The sequence below is a fragment of the Nonomuraea insulae genome (genome assembly GCF_042656245.1).
The window spans coordinates 112774-131271 of record NZ_JBHSPA010000089.1 but is presented as its reverse complement, the minus strand read 5'-3'; the positions used below and the strand labels follow the sequence as shown (position 1 = coordinate 131271).

16 protein-coding genes are annotated in these 18498 nt (G+C 70.8%); 7 read left to right on the top strand and 9 right to left on the bottom strand.

The features are described 5' to 3' along the window. Window positions 1-1031: PucR family transcriptional regulator ligand-binding domain-containing protein (locus ACFPZ3_RS56210; RefSeq protein ID WP_379522678.1), on the bottom strand; the 1031-nt coding region annotated here is incomplete at its 3' end. A 94-nt stretch (window positions 1032-1125) separates the two neighbouring features. On the opposite strand from ACFPZ3_RS56210, the gene ACFPZ3_RS56205 reads away from it, so the two are divergent. Genes ACFPZ3_RS56205 through ACFPZ3_RS56195 form a run of 3 tightly spaced genes read left to right on the top strand, consistent with a single transcriptional unit; the run spans window position 1126 to window position 4999 of the window. Then, window positions 1126-3342 (top strand): molybdopterin cofactor-binding domain-containing protein, encoded by a 2217-nt coding sequence (locus ACFPZ3_RS56205; RefSeq protein ID WP_379522677.1) that lies wholly within the window; start codon window positions 1126-1128, stop codon window positions 3340-3342. Further along, window positions 3326-3559, top strand: coding sequence for an EF-hand domain-containing protein (locus ACFPZ3_RS56200; RefSeq protein WP_379522676.1), 234 nt, complete (start codon window positions 3326-3328; stop codon window positions 3557-3559). Before ACFPZ3_RS56205 ends, ACFPZ3_RS56200 begins: the two co-directional genes overlap by 17 nt. Before the next feature lie 60 nt (window positions 3560-3619). Beyond that, a complete protein-coding gene (locus tag ACFPZ3_RS56195) occupies window positions 3620-4999 on the top strand; it encodes an NCS2 family permease (protein WP_379522675.1) in 1380 nt (459 codons plus the stop codon). Here ACFPZ3_RS56195 and ACFPZ3_RS56190 read toward each other — a convergent pair. Continuing rightward, window positions 4996-5892, bottom strand: a complete 897-nt coding sequence (locus ACFPZ3_RS56190; RefSeq protein ID WP_379522674.1) for an excalibur calcium-binding domain-containing protein — start codon at window positions 5890-5892, stop codon at window positions 4996-4998. The genes ACFPZ3_RS56195 and ACFPZ3_RS56190 overlap by 4 nt on opposite strands. 151 nt (window positions 5893-6043) lie before the next feature. On the opposite strand from ACFPZ3_RS56190, the gene ald reads away from it, so the two are divergent. Continuing rightward, on the top strand, window positions 6044-7159 hold the full coding sequence (gene ald / locus ACFPZ3_RS56185; RefSeq protein WP_379522673.1) for an alanine dehydrogenase: 1116 nt from the start codon (window positions 6044-6046) through the stop codon (window positions 7157-7159). A gap of 92 nt (window positions 7160-7251) precedes the next feature. Beyond that, window positions 7252-7749 (top strand): EF-hand domain-containing protein, encoded by a 498-nt coding sequence (locus ACFPZ3_RS56180; RefSeq protein ID WP_379522672.1) that lies wholly within the window; start codon window positions 7252-7254, stop codon window positions 7747-7749. 45 nt (window positions 7750-7794) lie between these two features. Here ACFPZ3_RS56180 and ACFPZ3_RS56175 read toward each other — a convergent pair whose 3' ends face one another. Next, on the bottom strand, window positions 7795-8499 hold the full coding sequence (locus ACFPZ3_RS56175; RefSeq protein ID WP_379522671.1) for a DUF3105 domain-containing protein: 705 nt from the start codon (window positions 8497-8499) through the stop codon (window positions 7795-7797). A gap of 133 nt (window positions 8500-8632) precedes the next feature. Here ACFPZ3_RS56175 and ACFPZ3_RS56170 point away from each other — a divergent pair, with 133 nt between their 5' ends. Together ACFPZ3_RS56170 and ACFPZ3_RS56165 are read left to right on the top strand one after the other, a co-directional pair. Beyond that, entirely contained in the window at window positions 8633-9274 is a 642-nt protein-coding gene (locus ACFPZ3_RS56170; protein ID WP_379522670.1) for a DUF305 domain-containing protein, read from the top strand. Window positions 9275-9278: 4 nt separating this feature from the next. Next, window positions 9279-10694: a phytoene desaturase family protein gene (locus ACFPZ3_RS56165; RefSeq protein ID WP_379522669.1), complete on the top strand. Its 1416-nt coding sequence runs from the start codon at window positions 9279-9281 to the stop codon at window positions 10692-10694. A 4-nt stretch (window positions 10695-10698) separates the two neighbouring features. Here the strand turns inward: ACFPZ3_RS56165 and ACFPZ3_RS56160 are convergent, their stop codons facing one another. From ACFPZ3_RS56160 to ACFPZ3_RS56135, 6 genes are all read right to left on the bottom strand, one after another. Further along, a complete protein-coding gene (locus ACFPZ3_RS56160; protein ID WP_379522668.1) occupies window positions 10699-11754 on the bottom strand; it encodes a threonine aldolase family protein in 1056 nt (351 codons plus the stop codon). Further along, complete coding sequence (locus ACFPZ3_RS56155) at window positions 11751-12380, bottom strand: SDR family NAD(P)-dependent oxidoreductase (protein WP_379522667.1); 630 nt, start codon at window positions 12378-12380, stop codon at window positions 11751-11753. The genes ACFPZ3_RS56160 and ACFPZ3_RS56155 overlap by 4 nt, the downstream gene beginning before the upstream one ends. Further along, entirely contained in the window at window positions 12377-14437 is a 2061-nt protein-coding gene (locus ACFPZ3_RS56150) for a DUF6421 family protein (protein ID WP_379522666.1), read from the bottom strand. Before ACFPZ3_RS56150 ends, ACFPZ3_RS56155 begins: the two co-directional genes overlap by 4 nt. Window positions 14438-14508: 71 nt before the next feature. Beyond that, window positions 14509-15165, bottom strand: a complete 657-nt coding sequence (locus ACFPZ3_RS56145) for a response regulator (protein WP_379522665.1) — start codon at window positions 15163-15165, stop codon at window positions 14509-14511. A 70-nt stretch (window positions 15166-15235) separates the two neighbouring features. Beyond that, window positions 15236-16942 carry a serine/threonine protein kinase gene (locus ACFPZ3_RS56140; protein ID WP_379522664.1) on the bottom strand — a complete coding sequence of 569 codons (1707 nt, stop codon included), beginning with the start codon at window positions 16940-16942 and terminating at the stop codon, window positions 15236-15238. Continuing rightward, window positions 16942-18405: a zinc ribbon domain-containing protein gene (locus ACFPZ3_RS56135; RefSeq protein WP_379522663.1), complete on the bottom strand. Its 1464-nt coding sequence runs from the start codon at window positions 18403-18405 to the stop codon at window positions 16942-16944. The genes ACFPZ3_RS56140 and ACFPZ3_RS56135 overlap by 1 nt, the downstream gene beginning before the upstream one ends. Window positions 18406-18498: the final 93 nt, after the last annotated feature.

The window sequence follows — 18498 nt, the reverse complement described above, 5'->3', positions numbered from 1 at the left end:
CCGGTGCGCAGCCGGTCGGCCAGCCCGGCGGTCGTGCGCTCGCGCAGCGGCACCACGGCGACCGCGCCGTCGGCGCCGGCCGCCGCCACGACCTCGCGGCCGAGCAGCTCCTCGACGATCTGGCCGCCGAGGGTGGCGGGGTCGGGCCCGCGGGTGGCGCCCGGCCTGAGGGCGGTGACGTTGACGACCGCGTACGGCTCCGCCGCGTCGATCCCGCACGTCCGCAGCCTGGCGTTGAGCTCGGCCACGTCGGCCCCGGCCAGCGCGGCCACGACGAGCTGCTCGGCCAGGCGGCGCTCGACCCTGCGGCCCTCCTCCATGCGGCTGCGTTCGAGGCCCACGCAGGCGGCCAGCTCGTAGCCGAGGTCGGCCCGGTCGAGCAGGTCGCCGTCGCACGCCAGCGCCCACCCGGCGGCGCGGTGGCCACGCCCGACGGCGAAGATCGTGTACTCGCCCACCCTGGCGGGCAGCCGGGGCGCCGTCAGGTACGCCTTCGCCAGCCGTACCGGATCGTCGGCCTGTCCCACGATCACCTCGCCTGACGGGGACAGGACGGCGCCGGTGACGCCCAGCTCGGCGGCGGTCAGCGCGAACAACTCGCGCAGGTCGGCGCCCTCGGCGATGGCGGCGACCAGCCTGCGGTGGCGGCCGAGCGCGTCGCGCACGTCGCCGGCCAGGCGGGGCACGACCAGCTCGGCCATTGTGCGGAACGAGACCTCGACCGGCACCTCGACCAGCGGCAGGCCGGCGACCTCGCACGCGGCCACCAGGTCGGCGGGCACGTGGCCGAGCCACGCCTGCCCGGCGCCGAGCGCGGCGACCCCGGACTCGGCCAGCGCGGCGACGAACCGGGCGGAGTCGCCCGGCGCGTGCCACCACATGAGGCCGGTCAGCACCAGCTCGCCGCCACCCAGGTAGCGGCCGGGCTCGGGCAGATCGGTGATGTGGACGGTGCCGAACTCGCGGGTCGGGTCGCCGGCGAGCAGGGTCAGGCCCAGCTCGTCGATGGCCAGCAGGTCAGAGATGCGCACTTGGAGGAATATACAAGCCCGATATGACAAGCGATGACCGGGATTTCACGTCGGGCGCATAGGACGGCCGGGCCGCCGGTGCTCTACTCGGAGGATGACGGAGACGGCTGACACGATCCGGGTCGACGCCACGCCAGGGCAGGGCGTCGGGGACAGCGCGCGGCGGCCCGACGCCACGCTGAAGGTGACCGGCGAGTTCGCCTACTCCTCCGACCTGTGGCTGGAGGGCATGGTGTGGGGGGCGACGCTGCGCAGCCCGCACCCGTCGGCGTGGGTGCGCTCGATCGACGTGGGCCCCGCGCTGCGGATTCCTGGCGTGCTGACCGTGCTGACGCACGAGGACGTGCCTGGCGAGAAGTTCTACGGCCTGGAGCACAAGGACCAGCCGGTGCTGGCCATCGACCAGGTCCGCTACCAGGGTGAGCCGGTGGCGCTGGTGGCCGCCGACCATCCCGAGACGGCCCGCAGGGCGGTCGCGGCCATCGTGGTCGAGTACGAGCCCCGCCAGGCCATCACCGACCCCCGCCGGTCCCAGCACTTCGTCCGCCATCAGCCGGTGCGCCGCGGCGACACGTTCGAGGCCGAGGTCGTCGTCACCGGCGAGTACGAGGTGGGCATGCAGGACCAGGCCTTCCTCGGCCCGGAGTCGGGACTGGCGGTGCCCGCCGAGGACGGCGGCGTGGACCTGTACATCGCCACCCAGTGGCTGCACGTGGACCGCGACCAGCTCGCGCCCTGCCTGGACCTGCCGAAGGACAAGGTACGCCTGACGTTGTCGGGCGTGGGCGGCGCGTTCGGCGCCCGCGAGGACCTGTCGATGCAGGTCCACGCCTGCATGCTGGCCCTGCGCCTGAACCGCCCGGTCAAGATCGTCTATGGCCGTGAGGAGTCGTTCTTCGGCCACGTGCACCGGCACCCGGCGCGGCTGCGTTACGAGCACGGCGCCACCCGGGACGGCAGGCTCGTCTACGTCAAGGCCGACATCCTGCTGGACGGGGGCGCGTACTGCTCCTCCTCCCCCGCCGTGGTGGGCAACGCCGCGTCGCTGGGCGCGGGGCCGTACGAGGTGGCGAACGTGCGGGTGGACGCCACCGGCGTCTACACCAACAACCCGCCGTGCGGCGCGATGCGCGGCTTCGGCGCGGTGCAGGCGTGTTACGCCTACGAGTCGCAGATGGACCGCCTGGCCGAGGCGTGCGGTCTGTCGCCGGTGGAGATCCGCGTGCGCAACGCCGTCTCCCAGGGCTCTCTGCTGATCACCGGGCAGGTGATCGACTCCCCGGCCCCGCTCGCCGAGATGCTCCGCGAGCTGGAGGCGATGCCGCTGCCCCGGGAAAGGACGCGGGACCTGCGGGGGCTGCCCGGCGGCGTCTCGCAGACCACGCACGGCGAGTCCGTGCGCCGCGGCGTCGGGTACGGCGTGGGGATCAAGAACATCTGCTTCTCCGAGGGCTTCGACGACTACTCCACGGCCCACGTGCGAGCCGAGCTGATCGGCGGCGAGCCGCACGTCACGGTGCGCACGGCGGCGGCCGAGGTGGGCCAGGGCCTGGTGACGTTGCAGGCCCAGATCGCGCGCACCGAGCTGGGCGTGGCCGGCGTCACCGTGGCCGCCGCGGACACCTCGGTCGGCTCGGCGGGCTCCTCGTCGGCCTCGCGCCAGTCGTACGTCACGGGCGGCGCGGTGAGGGCGGCCTGCGAGGCCGTGCGCGAGCGGTTCGAGGGGCTGCCGGCCGCGGAGGCCCTGGCGCGGTTCGGGCCGATCGAGGAGACGCGCGAATACCGGCACCGGCCCACGTACCCGCTCGATCCGTTCACCGGGCAGGGCAACTCGCACACGCAGCTCGCGTTGTGCGTGCACCGGGCCGTCGTGGACGTGGACGTGGAGCTGGGCCTGGTGAAGGTGGTCGAGCTGGCGGCGGTGCAGGACGTCGGGCGGATCATGAACCCGCAGGCGCTGGAGGGGCAGATCCACGGCGGCTCCGCCCAGGGGCTGGGGCTGGCGCTGATGGAGGAGATCCAGGTCCGCGACGGCCTGGTGCTGAACCCGTCGTTCACGGACTACCTCATCCCCACAATCCTCGATATGCCGCCCATGACGATGAAAATCCTGGAAAATCCGGACCCGTCGGCTCCGTACGGATTGCGCGGCGCCGGCGAGCCTCCCACGCTCTCCTCCACCCCCGCCATCGCCGCCGCCGTCAGAGCGGCTACGGGACTTCGGTTGACTCGCGTTCCGATTAGGCCGGAAGATATCGCCTTGTTCGACAACGGCTCGACAAAGGGGGCATCCGATGGCAACCGCGCGTGAGGCGGCCGAGGCGGAGTTCAGGCGCTTCGACACCGACGGCGACGGCCTGCTGACGGCCGGCGAGATCAGGCAGGCCAACGACGCGCTGGGTGGGCAGGGCGCGTCGGAGAGCGAGGTCGAGAGCTTCATCAAGACCGCCGACAGCGACGGCGACGGCACGATCAAGCTGGAGGAGTTCGTCGCCCTGGTGGGCCACGGCCGCCACGAGAAGGCTTGATCACCTCCCCAGCCGGGTAGGCATTCCGGCATTCCCCCTGATCACGAGGGGGGAGTGCCGGTGCTCGACCGATTCTTCGAGCTGACCGGGCGCGGCAGCACCGTCGGCCGCGAGGTGCGTGGCGGGCTGACCACGTTCATGGCCATGGCCTACATCATCCTGCTCAACCCGATCATCCTGGCCGGCGCCAAGGACGTCACGGGCGCCCGGCTCTCGATCGGCGAGCTGACCACCTCCACCGCGCTGGCCGCCGCGATCTCCACGCTGCTCATGGCCTTCGTCGGCAACGCCCCCTTCGGGCTGGCCGCCGGGCTCGGCCTGAACGCGGTGGTCGCCTACCAGGCCGCCCCGCACATGACGTGGGCCCAGGCCATGGGCCTGGTGGTGCTCGAAGGTTTCGTGATCATCGTGCTCGCCGTGACCGGCCTGCGCGCCCTGATCATGAACGCCATCCCGCTGGCGCTCAAACACGCCATCAGCGTGGGCATCGGGCTGTTCATCGCGCTGATCGGCCTGGTGGACGCGGGGTTCGTCGCGGCGGGCTCGGGCACGCCCGTGCAACTCGGCGCGACCGGGCACCTCACGGGCTGGCCGGTCGCGGTGTTCTGCTTCGGCCTGCTCCTGATGATCCTCCTGTACGTGCGCAGGGTCCCCGCCGCCATCCTCATCAGCATCGCCGTGACCGCCGCCGTGGCCATCCTGGTGAACTCGCTGGCCACCGTCGAGCCGGGGACCTGGGGCGTCGTCACGCCGCACGTGCCGCAATCGCTGGTCTCCGCGCCGGACTTCGGGCTGGTCGGCCGGTTCGACCTGTTCGGCGGGTTCGGCACGGCGGGGGCGCTGACGGCGACCGTGGTGCTGTTCACGCTGGTGTTGTCGGGGTTCTTCGACGCCATGGGCACGATCATCGGCGTCAGCGACGAGGCCGGGCTGGTGGACCGGCAGGGGCAGGTGCCCAGGCTGGGGCGGATCCTGACCGTGGACGGTGTGGCCGGCATGGTGGGCGGGTCGGTCAGCTCCTCGGCCAACACCGTGTTCGTGGAGTCGGCGGCCGGCGTCGGGGAGGGTGCGCGTACCGGGCTGGCGAGCGTGGTGACCGGGGCGCTGATGGCCCTGTCCCTGCTGTTCACGCCGCTGGCCGCGGTGGTGCCCGCGGCGGCGGCCGCGCCCGCGCTGGTGCTGGTCGGGGCGCTGATGATGACGCAGAGCAAGAACGTGCCCTGGAACGACCTGGACCTGGCCGTGCCGGCGTTCCTGACGATCGCGCTGATGCCGTTCACGTACTCGATCACGAACGGCGTGGGCGCCGGTGTGATCGTCTACACGCTGATCAAGGCGGTCAGAGGGAGATTCTCCGAGATCCCATGGCTGCTCTGGATCGTCTCGCTGGTCTTCCTGGCCTACTTCGCCATCGACTGGCTGGAGGAGCTGTTCGGTTAGCGGATGTCGCCGCTGTTGCAGGCCACCCCGTTGCCGTCCACGTCGGTGTACCAGTTGTACTCCTCGTGGGTGCCCTTGGAGTAGGGCCCGTCGCCGGCCGCCACGGCCTCCTTGCAGCTCGCGTAGCGCTTGTCGAGGGGTCGCCCGCCTGCGCCCGCGGTGGGTGACGTCCCCCCGGTGGTGCCGGTGGTGCCGGTCTGCTGGTCGGTCACGGGCGGGGTCGGCTGGCCCGCCGGAGGCGTGGCAGCGCCCGTCGTGGTGGGGACCGTCGTGGCAGGACCCGTCGGGGCTCCGCTCGCCGAGCTGCCCAGCAGGCGGGCCACCAGCGCGTCGGCCTCCTCCTTGGTGAAGCCGGCGATGCTCATGCTGTCGCCGTCCATGTGCTGGGTGACGATGGGCGCGGCCACGACGGTCTTGGGCTGGTCGGGCTGCACGGGCGCCAGCACGACCGCGATCTGCCGCTGGTCGGCCACCATCTCGTCGACCAGCTCGACGAGCCGGTCCTTGAACTTCGGCGCGATCGCGATCCGCACGGAGTATTGCCCGTCGCGCTCACGCAGCGGCTCGATCTGCTGCACGGCGGGGACCGTGACGCCGTCCTCCAGCAGGTAGCAGGTCTTCTGCTCCGCGTCGAGCACGGCCGGGTCGCCGGGGCAGGGCGCGGTCTTGGTGTCCCTGACCGGCGCGAAGTGGATCGGCACGTCGAGATAGCGCGGGGGCGTGGCCCCTAACAGCGGCGTGTCGGGGCTTCTGGTCATGAGGACGGCGACCGTGCCGAGCACGCCTGCGACGAGCACGACGAGCACCAGCGAGACGATCAACACGATGGTGGTGAGTCTGCTGGCCTTCGGCTCCCCCGGGTCCGCGGGTGGCGGCTCTTCCGGCTTGTCCATCGATGACGATCCCATCCTGATGTTCCGGGCTGCCGGTGAGCCTATCGAGGAGAAGCCATACCGGGGTAATCAGCCGGACAATCCTCACCCATCCGTGAGGTAGGAGGAAGAATGGAGGCGGAAACGCACGCTCGCCGGGAAGAGTTGACCCATGAAGGTCGGAGTGCCCCGAGAGGTCAAGAACAGCGAATATCGAGTGGCGCTGACCCCCGCGGGGGTCCACGAGCTGGTGCGCCACGGCCATCAGGTCTTCGTCGAGCGGGACGCGGGCGAGGGCTCCGCGATCCCCGACGCCTACTTCACCGCCGCGGGCGCCGTGCTGGTGCCGGCGGCCGACGAGGTCTGGGGTGTGGCGGACCTGGTCATGAAGGTCAAGGAGCCGGTGGCGGAGGAGTACCACCGGCTGCGCAAGGGACAGGTGCTGTTCACGTACCTGCATCTGGCCGCCTCCGGCGCCTGTACGCGGGCACTGCTCGAATCGGGCTGCACCGCGGTCGCCTACGAGACCGTCCAGACGCCGGGCGGCGCGCTGCCCCTGCTCGCCCCCATGTCGGAGGTGGCGGGGCGGCTGGCGCCGCAGGTGGGCGCCTACCACCTGATGCGTTCGGGCGGCGGCAGGGGCGTGCTCATGGGCGGCGTGCCTGGCGTGCGCGCGGCGCACGTCGTGGTGATCGGGGCCGGGGTGTCCGGCATGAACGCCGCCGCCATCGCCCTGGGCATGCAGGCCGAGGTGCTGCTGCTCGACAGGAACATCGACAAGCTGCGCCAGGCCGACTCGATCTACCGGGGCCACTGCCAGACGGTCGCCTCCAACACGCTGGAGATCGAGCGCGCGGTCCTGGAGGCGGACCTGGTCATCGGCGCGGTCCTGGTGCCCGGCGCCAAGGCTCCGGAGTTGGTGAGCAACGACCTGGTCAGCCGCATGAAGCCGGGCTCGGTGCTGGTGGACATCTCGATCGACCAGGGCGGCTGCTTCGAGGACTCGCGCCCGACCACGCACGAGGAGCCCACCTACCGGGTGCATGAGTCGATCTTCTACTGCGTGGCCAACATGCCCGGCGCCGTGCCGCACACCTCGACGTACGCGCTGACGAACGTGACGCTCCCGTACGCGATGGCCATCGCCGACCTGGGCTGGCAGCGCGCGATGCGCGAGGACCGGGCGCTGGCGCTGGGGCTGAACACCCACGAGGGCCGCCTTACCAGCCGCCCGGTGGCCCAGGCGCACGGCCTGGAGTGGACGGCCCTGACGGACGTGCTCGGCTGAGCCTCGCCTTTTCGTGGCTCCGCTGTTCATTCCGCGCACGAAGAGTTACGGTAAGTAGCGATCAACTACGTACCGTAACGATCGGAGCGGTGATGTCCCAGCCGAGCTTCCGCGACAGCGCGGAGCGCAACTTCAACGACCTCGACGCCGACGGCGACGGCTACCTGACCAGGTATGACTACATGGCCCTGGCCCAGCGGCGGCTTGAGCGCGGCGGCGTGCACGTGGAAAGCCCCGAGGGCGAGGCCGTGATCGACGCCTTCCTGAGGGCCTGGGACACCCACGCCTCCGCCCTGGACACCGACCGCGACGGGCGGATCAGCAAGGCGGAGTACGTCCGCTCGTTCGAGACGCTGGCACGCACCGGCGCGCTCGAAGCGGTGCTGTCGCCGATCTCCAGGGCCACCTTCACCGTGGCCGACCGCGATGGCGACGGCTGGATCAGCGCCGCGGAGTTCGGCGCCCTCTGGAGCCGCTCGGGCACCGACCTCACCTCGGCCTTCGCCAGGGCCGACGCCGACGGGGACGGGCGCATCTCCTTCGAGGAGTACGCCCGCGCCCGGCACGGCCTGCTCATCGGCGACGCCTGAACATGGATCAGGGCCCGGCGGGGGCCGGGCCCTGATCCGTTCCCGTTACTTCTGGGACTGGCTGGGCGTCGGCGCGAGGGTCTCCGTCGGCGCCTCACCTGTGGGGGCGGGCGGCAGCGGAGCCTGGTCGGCCGTGGTGGTGATCGCCTGCTCGCCGCCGCAGACGGCGCCGGGCTCCGGCGTGTCAGCGCCGTTCTGGTACTTCTTGATGAACGCGCCGAGCTTCGGGTCCGCCGGGTCGGTCAGCTTGAGCTGGTGCCCCCAGGAGGAGACCACGATCGGCGAGGGCAGGCTGGGGAACGGGCTCATCAGCATGTAGTCCTGCTGGCCGGTCGAACTCGCGACCTCTTTGAGCTTGTCCACCTGCGCCTTGGCCAGGTCGGGCCGGTAGGTGATCCAGACGGCGCCGTGCTCCAGCGAGTGCACGGCGTGCTCGTTGTGGATCGGCTTGTCGTAGATCGCACACTGTTGCCAGTAGTTGTTGTGCGAGCCGCCGACGGGGGGCGTCTCCTTGTAGGTGACCGCGGTGGCCACGTGCTGGCCCGCCTCGTACTTCACGCTGGTCACGGCGTCGAGCGAGGTCTCCCGCGCCTGGTTGACCAGGTAGAAGCCGACCACGCCGACGAGCACCACGATGATGAGGCCTCCCGTGCCCCACATCAGCAGTGCGGCGCGGCGTTGTTTGCGCTTCTGCTCGGCCCGCATCTTGTTCAGATGCTCGCGCCTCGCCTGCGCCTTCTCCTTCGTCATCGTTCCTCCATCGGCGTACCAACTCCGGGTCACCCTATGCCCTAGGGCCGTATGTGGAGAATAAGGGCCTGATAAGGGTCCGATCACAAGCGCGGGCGCAGGTGGGTACGCTGGAGCGGCCATGGAAAAGCCCGTGAGGAAACCGATTCTGATCATCTGCGGCGTGCTGGTGCTCGCCGTGGCGGCGTTGTTGTTGTTCGGCCGTGACGGCACGCCCGGAGACACCTCTCCGGAGGCCGGGTTCGCCCGTGACATGGCCACGCATCACGCGCAGGCCGTGGACATGGCGTTCACGATCAGGGACAAAGGCCCGGAGGATCAGGTCAGGAACCTGGCCTTCGACATCATCAACACCCAGTCCAACCAGCGCGGCATGTTCCTGGGCTGGTTGCAGCAGTGGGACCTGAGCCAGGCGACCGACCAGCGGCCGATGGCCTGGATGACCGGCCACGGGCACGGCGCGGCCGCGGCCGCGGCCGGCTCTTCGGGCACCGCTTCCGGCGCCATGCCCGGCATGGCCACGCCGCAGGAGCTGACCAAGCTCAAGGAGGCCCGGGGCAAGCCGGCCGAGGTGCTGTTCCTGCAGCTCATGATCCGCCACCACGAGGGCGGCGTGCAGATGGCGGAAGGGCTGCTCAAGCTGTCCACCCGCAGCGAGGTGGTCAGCATGGCGCAGAAGATCGTCGACGGTCAGACCGGGGAGATCAAGCTCATGACGGAGTTGCTCCAGCAGCGGGGCGCGCAGCCCCTCCCGTCGATCCTGAAGACGTCATAGGGCGATGAGCGCCGACGCGGTCGTCGTGGGGTCGGGGCCCAACGGGCTGGTCGCCGCCGTCTCGCTGGCCCGCGCGGGACGCAAGGTGCTGCTGCTGGAGGCGGCGCCGACGTTCGGGGGCGGGCTGAGGTCCGGCGAGGTGACCCTGCCCGGCCGGATCCACGACCTGGGCGCGACCGCGATGGCGACGGTCCTGGCCTCCCCCGCGTTCCGCGAGCTGGACCTCAAGGGGGTCGAGTTCGCCCATCCCCCCGTGGCCGCCGCGCATCCGCTCGACGGCCGGCCCGCCGTGCTGGTGCACCGTGACCTGCGGCGTACCGCCGAAGGGCTGGGGCGTGACCGCGGCACCTGGCTGGCGATCGTGGGCGCCATGGTCAAGGCCGGGCTCCCGCTGGTGGAGCTGCTGTTCAAGCCGCTGGGGCCGTGGCCGGCCACGCCGCGGGCGTTCGCGGGGGCGGCCGTGTTCGGGCCGCCGGGGGTGCTGCCCGCCACGACGTTCGCCAGGCGGGCGTTCAGGACCGTGGAGGGGCGGGCGCTGATCGCGGGCATGGCCGCCCACTCGATGCTCGACCTTCGCTCCCTCATCACGGCCGGCTACGGGTTGTCGCTGGCCGCGATGGCCCATCTGGTGGGCTGGCCGCTGGTGCGGGGCGGGTCGCAGGTGCTGGCCGACGCGCTGGTGGCCGAGCTCAGGTCACTGGGCGGCGAGGCCGTGGCCGGGCACCGCGTGCGCCGGCTGGCGGAGCTGGAGGCGCCCGTCGTGGTGCTCGACGTGACGCCGCGGCAGTTGCTGGCGATGAGCGACGACCTGCCGCCCCGGTATCGGCGGCGGCTCGAACGCTTCCGCTACGGGCCCGGGGTGTTCAAGCTGGACTGGGCCCTGGACGGGCCGGTGCCGTGGCGGGATCCGGCCGTGGCGGAGGCGGGCACGGTGCACCTGGGCGGCACGCTGGAGGAGATCGCGCTCAGCGAGGCGGAGATGGCCGCGGGGCGGCACTCGCCCCGCCCGTACGTGCTGCTCGTCCAGCCGTACGCGGCCGATCCGACGCGCGGCGGGCACACGTTGTGGGCCTACTGCCACGTGCCCAACGGCTCGGCCGTGGACATGACCGACGCCATCGAGACCCAGATCGAGCGCTACGCGCCCGGTTTCCGCGACCGCGTGCTGGCCCGCCACGCGATGGGCCCGTCCGACCTGGAGGCGTTCAACCCCAACCTGGTGGGCGGGGACATCGGGGGCGGCCTGACCAGTCTGGGGCAGTTCGTCCGCCGCCCTGTGTGGTCGCCCGCCCCCTGGCGCACGCCGCTGCCGGGGGTGTTCCTCTGCTCGTCCTCGACGCCGCCGGGTCCGGGGGCGCACGGGATGGGCGGCTGGCAGGCCGCCCGCCTCGCCCTCAAGGATTCCCAGAAGGGTCACTGACGGGTCAGCGGCCCGCCGCCATCTCCTCGGCCAGGGCGGCGGCGAAGGCGTCCACGTCCTCCTCCGTCGTGTCGAACGCGCACATCCACCGCACCTCGCCGCTGGCCTCGTTCCAGGTGTAGAACCTGAACCGCTTGCGCAGCCGCTCGGCGACGTCCGGCGGCAGCACGGCGAACACGGCGTTGGCCTCGACCTGCCTGGACACCTCCACCCCGGGGATCCCGCGCACCGCCTCGGCCAGCCGCCGCCCCATGGCGTTGGCCCGCCGGGCGTTGCGCAGCCACAGGTCGCCCGACAGCAGCGCCTCGAACTGCGCCGACACGAACCGCATCTTGGACGAGAGCTGCATGAACGTCTTACGCAGGTACTCGATCCCCGTGGCCGCCGCCGGGTCGAGCACCACGACCGCCTCGCCGTACAGCAGGCCGATCTTCGTGCCGCCGAAGGAGAGCACGTCCACGCCCGCGTCGGTGGTCAGGGCCCGCAGCGGCACGTCCAGCGCGGCGGCGGCGTTGGTCAGGCGGGAGCCGTCGAGGTGGACGCGCAGGCCCAGTTCGTGGGCGTGCGCGCAGATCGCGGTGATCTCGCCGGGCGTGTAGAGGGTGCCCAGTTCGGTGGTGTTGGAGATCGAGACCACCTTCGGCTGGGCGCGGTGCACGTCGCCGAAGCCCCACGCCTGCCTGTCGATCAGCTCGGGCGTGAGCTTGCCGTCGGGAGTCGGGACGGTCAGCAGCTTGATGCCGCCCGCCACCTCGGGCGCGCCGCCCTCGTCGGTGTTGATGTGCGCGCTCTCCGCGCAGATGACCGCCTCCCACTGGGCGGTCATGGAACGCAGCGAGACGACGTTGGCGGCGGTGCCGTTGAACACCGGCCACGCCTGCGCCCGCTCGCCGAAGTGCCGTTGGAAGACCTCCCGCATGGCCTCGGTGTAGACGTCGTCGCCGTAGGCGATCTGGTGGCCGCCGTTGGCCGCGGCGATGGCCGCGAGGATTTCGGGGTGTACCCCGGCGTAGTTGTCGCTGGCGAAGGCCTTGAGCCGGGGGTCGTGCCGGGGAGTCAAGAAGTGAGATCCAATCGCGTGCCGTTGATTTCGGCGGCCGGGCGGTCGAAGAGACCGCCGATGACCGCCGCCAGTTCGTTGACGTCGGTGAAGCCGGAGAACCTCGCCTCGGGGCTGGCCTCCCGCATGGCGTCGTTGACCAGGGCTTTGACGACGAGGATGGTCGCCGCGCCGCCGGTGCCCTTCAGGGCGTCGGCCAGGGAGAGTGTCCACGCCTCCGCCGCCGCCTTGGCCGCCGCGTAGGCGGCGCCCCCGGCGCTGGGGGCCTGGGCCGCCTTGGCGGAGACGATCACGAAGCGGCCGTCCTCGCTGCGGCGCAGCAGCGGCTCGAAGGCCAGCGAGACGTGCTGGAGGGTGCGGATCAGCAGGTCGTGCAGCAGGTCCCAGTCGTCGAGACTGGTCTCGGCGAACGAGCCGGACCCGCGCCAGCCGCCGACCAGGTGCACCACGCCGTCCACGCGGCCGTGCTCGCGTTCGACGCGGCCGGCCAGGTCCTGTACGGCGGCGCGGTCGAGCAGGTCCACGTCTTGCCTGCCGACGTCGATCACCGTGTGACCATGTTTCCGGAAATATCCAGAAACCGCCTCACCTGTGGGCCCTCCCGCCCCGGTAACCAAAATGATCATGCTCGGAGTCCCTTAGTCGATTCGACCACATCGGTCAGCTTACGGCGCAGTGCCTCGTAGAACATGCTCAGCGGGAACTCATCCGGCAGCACCGCGTCCACCTTGGCCTTCTGCTCCTCCGGCAGCGCCTGGACGCCCTTGGCCCAGACCGAGGCCGGATGCGGCGCCACGTAGGAGCTCATCAGCTCATGCGCGGCCAGCCAGTGCGCCAGCTTGGACCGGTCGATGCTGTCGCGATAGAGCTTCTCGACCTCCCCGCGCAGGTCGGCCACCCCGTCGGCGACCCGCTCCCAGTCGATCGTGAGCCGGTTGTCGGTCCACCGCACGACGTCGTTGCGATGCAGGTACGCGAACAGCAGTTGCCCGCCGAGCCCGTCGTAGTTCCGCACCCGTTCCCCCGTGATCGGGAACCTGAACAGCCGGTCGAACAGGATCGCCACCTGCACGTACCGCGCGTGCGGCACCCCGCGCCCGGCCAGCTTCACCGCCTCGCCGAAGGCGGTCAGGTCGCAGCGCAGCTCCTCCAGCGAGTACAGCCAGTACGGCATCCGCTGCTTGATCATGAACGGGTCGAACGGCAGGTCGCCGTGGCTGTGCGTACGGTCGTGCACCAGGTCCCACAACACGAACGTGTCCTGCGCGAGCTCCTGCGAGGCCAGCAGCCGCTCGGCGTCCGGCGGCAGGTCCAGCCTGAGCGTCTCGGCGGCGGCGCCGGCGACCCGCCTGAATCTGGCGGCCTCGCGGTCGGCGAAGATCCCGCCCCAGGTGAACCGCTCGGGCGCGCGCCGCACGGCGACCGTCTCGGGGAACAGCACGGCGGAGTGCGTGTCGTAGCCCGAGGTGAAGTCCTCGAACGCGATCGGCACGAACATCGGGTTGTCGTAGCCCCCCGCCTCCAGCTCCGCCAGCCAGTCCGGCCAGATCGTCCGGATCCAGACGGCTTCGAGGTTGCGGTTCGGGTTGCCGTTCTGCGTGTACATGGGGAACACCACGACGTGCTCCAGCCCGTCCTGGCGCTGGGTGTCGGGGTGGAAGAGGTCGAGCGAGCCGAGGAAGTCGGGCACGCCGAGGTCCTGCGCCGCCCAGGCGGCGAGGTCGTCCTGGACGGCCTGGAGGTAGGCGGCGTCATGCGGGAAATATCGCGAAATTTCGCCCAGCCGCGTGGCGATCTCCGCCACCAGCTCCTTGCCCCGCCCCTCGTCCGCCGGCACCGAGCCGTCCTTGATCTGGAGCGGCCGCAACGCCTCCACGCCCTCCTTGATCCGCGCGAACAGAGCGGCCTTGCCCTCGTCGAGGGCCCTGCCGCCCTCCTCGCCGCCGGGGATCCTGGCGGCCCAGGTGATCACGTTCTCCCAGAGCCGGCGGTGGTCATGGTCGTCGATGGAGTCGTCGCCGAACAGGTCGGAGTCGGCGAACACCACGACGCGCCCCCGCCCGTGCCGCGCAGCGACGGCCAGCGCCGCCCCCGCCGGGTCGGCCTGCGCCGAGGTCGCGAACAACACGCTCGCGTCCTGCGCGATCAGGGTGCCCGATCGGTAGAAGCAGGCCGTCCGCACCCCGGCGAGCAGCCCGGCATCCGTGGAACGTTCCCCCAGCACCCAGGTGGCCACGTCCCGGTGCGCGTTCCTGGGGTCACGCACGGTGCCGTGGACGACCCGCACCCCGAAGCGGGCGAGCAGCTCGTTCAGGTTGTTGCCGTACTTGTCCTGCTCCTCCTCGGCCAGCACCACCAGGCCGCCGCCACCGGCCACGAAGGACTCGATCGCGTCCAGCTCGCCGGCGGCGAAGACGGGGCTGCCGCGCCCGGTCGTCCGCTCCCACCGCTCCCCCGACGGGTGCGCGATCACCAGGACGTCCTGCTCCGCCAGCGCCCCGGGGTCCAGCGTCCCCGTCGTGCGGGCGGTGACCGTGTGCCCCAGGTGCCGCAGCAGCCCGGCCGCGCGGGCGTAGCTGTTGTCGTCGGGATGGGCGGGGTTGATGGCCTCGGCCACCTCGCGCCGCACGGTCCACGACTCGCTGTGCGCCTCGTCGAACAACACCCTGGGGAACGATGCCATGAAATATCTCCTGTTTCTACCGCCTTCTGACGAAAAATATACACATAAGTACGGGGTGTCCCGCCAATCCCTCAGGCGGCGCCCGGTCGCACGACTCCGGTCTCGTACGCGAACACCACGGCCTGCGCCCGATCCCGCAGCGACAACTTCATCAGCACCCGCGCCACGTGTGTCTTGACCGTGGCCTCGCCCACGTACAGCTCCCCGGCGATCTCCGTGTTGGTGCGGCCGCGCGCCAGCAGCCGCAGCACCTCCAGCTCGCGCGGCGTCAGCTCGGCCAGCGCGGGCGACGGCCTCGGCTCGGCCTGGCCGGCGAACGTGGCGATCACCCGGCTGGTCACGCCCGGGTCGAGCAGCGCGTCGCCGGCGTGCACCACCCTGATCGCCTCCAGGAGCTGCTCGGGCGGCGACACCTTCAGCAGGAACCCGCTGGTGCCGGCGCGCAGCGCGGCGTAGAGGTTCTCGTCGGTGTCGAACGTGGTCAGCGTGATGACCTTGGGCGGCGACGGGGCGTCGAGCAGCTCCTTGGCCGCCGCCAGCCCGTCGAGCCTGGGCATCGAGATGTCCATCAGGACGATGTCCGGCCGCGTGCGCCGGGCCACGGCGACCGCCTCACGCCCGTCGGCGGCCTCCCCGACGACCTCCATGCCGGGATCGCTCTCGACGACCATGCGCAGCCCGGCCCTGACCATCGCCTGATCGTCGGCGATGACTATGCGAATGCCCACATGCCGGAGGGTAGAGGCCGGGTGCCCGCCTTGAACACCCGTGCCAAGCCGGTCGCAAGTGAGTTCCAAGTCATGACAGCCGCACGCTCTGCCTGATCCGGGCCTGGGTGGCGTCGTCGCAGGTGGTGGTCTTGGCGCAGAAGTACATGACGAGCATGGTCTTGGGCTGGCGGTCGATCACGTAGCTCACGAAACCGAGCCTGGTGCCGCTGGCGGGGTCGTGCAGGTTACCGTCGAAGCGGGTGGCCGGGCTGTTGCCCGCCTGGTCCTGCACGGGTTTGGCGAGGTCCACCTGGCCGGGCAGCAGGGCGTCCATCTTGGCCTTCATCAGGTCCGCGGTGCCGCTGGCGTCGAGGGTGTCGGAGACCTGGACGTACACGCCGGCGGCGCTGTCGGGCTCGTTCTCGACGATCTCGGCGACCTTCGTCCAGTCGGCGCCCGGCCCGGACACGAAGAGCTGCTCGAACTCGGGGGCGCGCGGCGAGGCGATCGCGAAGAGGTCCTGGTGGGTGCGGACGGTCCAGTCTCCCGGGTACTCGAACGTGAGCGGCGCGGCGGCGCTGGTCTTGTAACGGTCCCACGTGTCGCCACGGTGGTTGAAGACGATGAACGCGACCAGCGCGAGCGCCGCGACGGCGGCCACCAGCGTGACGGCCACGATCGGGATCCTGCCGGGCCGCCGCTTGCCCGCGGACGGCTGCGTGGGCTGCGCGTTCCCCCTGGCCGCCCCCGGCGGAGACTGGGCGAAGGAGGGCGTGAGCTGCTGCGGCACGGAATGAGGCCCGGATTGAGGCCCGGAGAGAGGACTGGAGTGAGGCCCCGAGCCGGGCCCGGACTGGGGCATGGGCTGAGGTACGCGGTGCGGGCCGGAAAGGGGGCTCGGGCTGGGCCGGGGCACGAGGTGCGGCCCCGAGCCCGGGCCGTAGGGGTCGTACTGGGGTCCGCTGATCGCATCGCGCAGCGCGGTCACGAACTCGGTGCAGGTGGCGTAGCGCTGCTCGGGCGACTTGGCCAGCGCCCGCATCATCACGACGTCGATCTCGGCCGGCAACTCCGGCCTGAGCTGCGACAGCGGGGTGGGCTGCTCGGCCAGGTGGGCCCAGAGCAGGGCGATGTCGTTCTCGCGCTGGAACGGCAGCCGCGCCGACAGCGCCTCGTAGACGACGCAGGCCAGCGCGTACTGGTCGCAGCGGCCGTCGATGTGCTCCTTGTTGATCTGCTCGGGCGACATGTAGCGGGGCGTGCCGATGAACTGGTCGGTCTGCGTGAGCCCCGAGATCGACGAGCGGTGCTTGGTGATGCCGAAGTCGGTCAGGTAGACGTGGTCGCCGGCCAGCAGGATGTTGGCCGGTTTGACGTCGCGGTGGATCAGGTCGTGCGCGTGGGCGGCGTCGAGCGCGGCGGCGACCTGGGCGACGATCTGGTTCGCCTGACCGATCGGCAGCGGCCCGCGGTCGTAGATGAGCCGGCGCAGGTCGAGGCCGTCCACGTAGCGCATGGCGATGTACAGGACGCCGTCCATGTCGGCGTTCGCCTCGTAGATCGGGATGATGTTGGGGTGCTCGATACTGGCGACCGTCCTGGACTCCAGGATGAAGCGCTGCCTGAACCTGTCGTCGACGCTGAGCACCGGGTTGAGGATCTTCAGCGCCACCCGGCGGCTCAACCTCGGGTCGAGTGCCAGGTAGACGACGGCCATGCCGCCCTTGCCGACGATGTCCTCGATGTAGTACCCGGCCACCTCCTGGCCGATCAGCGATCTTTCGTTCAATGGCATCACGTCTCGATGGGATGTCCGCAGTAACCGCAGAAACGATGCGCCGGTCCGAGCCTCATGCCGCACGAGGTGCAGTATTTGATCGCCGGATCCGGCGCGGTCATCACCTGCTGCTGTTGCGGGACCACTTGGAACGACTGGGACCGTCGTACGAGCACGGTCTGGTTGGCGCCGTCGTCGAGCGGTGGACCGGCCGACAGCGGCGGTGGCGGTTCTGTCGGTATTTCAGGAGTGCGGCGGCGCCACAGGAAATACGCTCCGGCCGCGGCGGCCACGAAAAGTATCACCGCCGCCAGGATGAACGGCCACAGCGGCGTCGACTCCGTCGTCTCGCTCGCCACCTGCTTCGTCCCCTGGTCCTCCGGGCCGCCCCGCTTGGCCAGCGAGGTCTTCAGCAGCGTCGCGGCCACCACGTTGCCCGGGTAGAGCTCCAGCACGCGCTGGAAGCCCGGCGCGGCCTCGGTGTAGTACTTGGTGTGATAGCGGGTCAGCGCCGCCTCGAACGCCGTGTCGATCGCGCCCCTGCGCGGCACCACCTTCGCGGCGGCCAGCGTGCCGGTGATCTCCCTGATCCCGATCATCTTGCCGTCCTTGCCGCCTCCCACCAGCAGGCCGATGACGTGGCCGTCCTTGTCGCCGATCACCGGCGCGCCGATCAGGCCCTTGTCGGCGAGGGCGCCCAGCTTGACCGGCTCGTCCACCTTCTTCTCCGGGTCGGAGAACGGCCTGCCGCTCGATCCCGCGACGCCGCCCTTGGCCAGGTGGGCGATCTCGACCGTCTCCTTGACGTTCGGGCCCGGCCGGTCGAGGAAGCCCGCCACGTTGGTGGGCGAGCCCTCCTGCTCGGGCACCTTGTCGGCGAGCGGCGCGGTCGGCATGCCGACGCCGCCCGCGGCGGGCGTCAAGGGCACCAGCACGGCGGGACTGTCGGGGTCGGGGCCGGCCTTGATGCACTTGACCTTGAACCCGTCGGGGCTGGGCGGTGACACGTTGGGGAAGGCCGTGATCTCGGTGGTGATGTCGGTGATGCAGGTGGCGGTGCTGGTCTTGGGCGGGTAGCACTCCTGCAGGTGGTGGTTGAGCACGTCGTCGGAGAGCTTGTGCTTCTTGTAGTCGGCCGGGATTTTCACGTCGTGGTGCTCGGCGAAGATCTTGTTGGCCGCGTAGATGGCGACGTCGTCGGGGTTGACCGCGAGCCGCCTGAGCGTGACGAGCGTGCCGTCGGGGCTGACGACGGTCCCCGCGCCCTTGCCGAACGGGATCTCGTAGGAGCGCTCCACATGTTCGAGCTCGCCGATGTGGTCGAGCAGGGTGATCTTCACTACGGACTTGGCCTCGAGCCGCACCACGGCCGGAGTCACCAGGTCGGTGATGCCGCTCGGATGGTTGTGGGCCGAGACCGGCATCGCGATGAGCGCCAACGTCACCGCGACACCACCGGCAAGAGCTATGAGGCGCGCCATCTCTCCGCTCCAAACGCAGGTCTAGAACCAGGGTCCCAATCACGTGCCGTAAGTCAATAGACCACTACGTAGACAAGCGCTTGTTAGGGACAT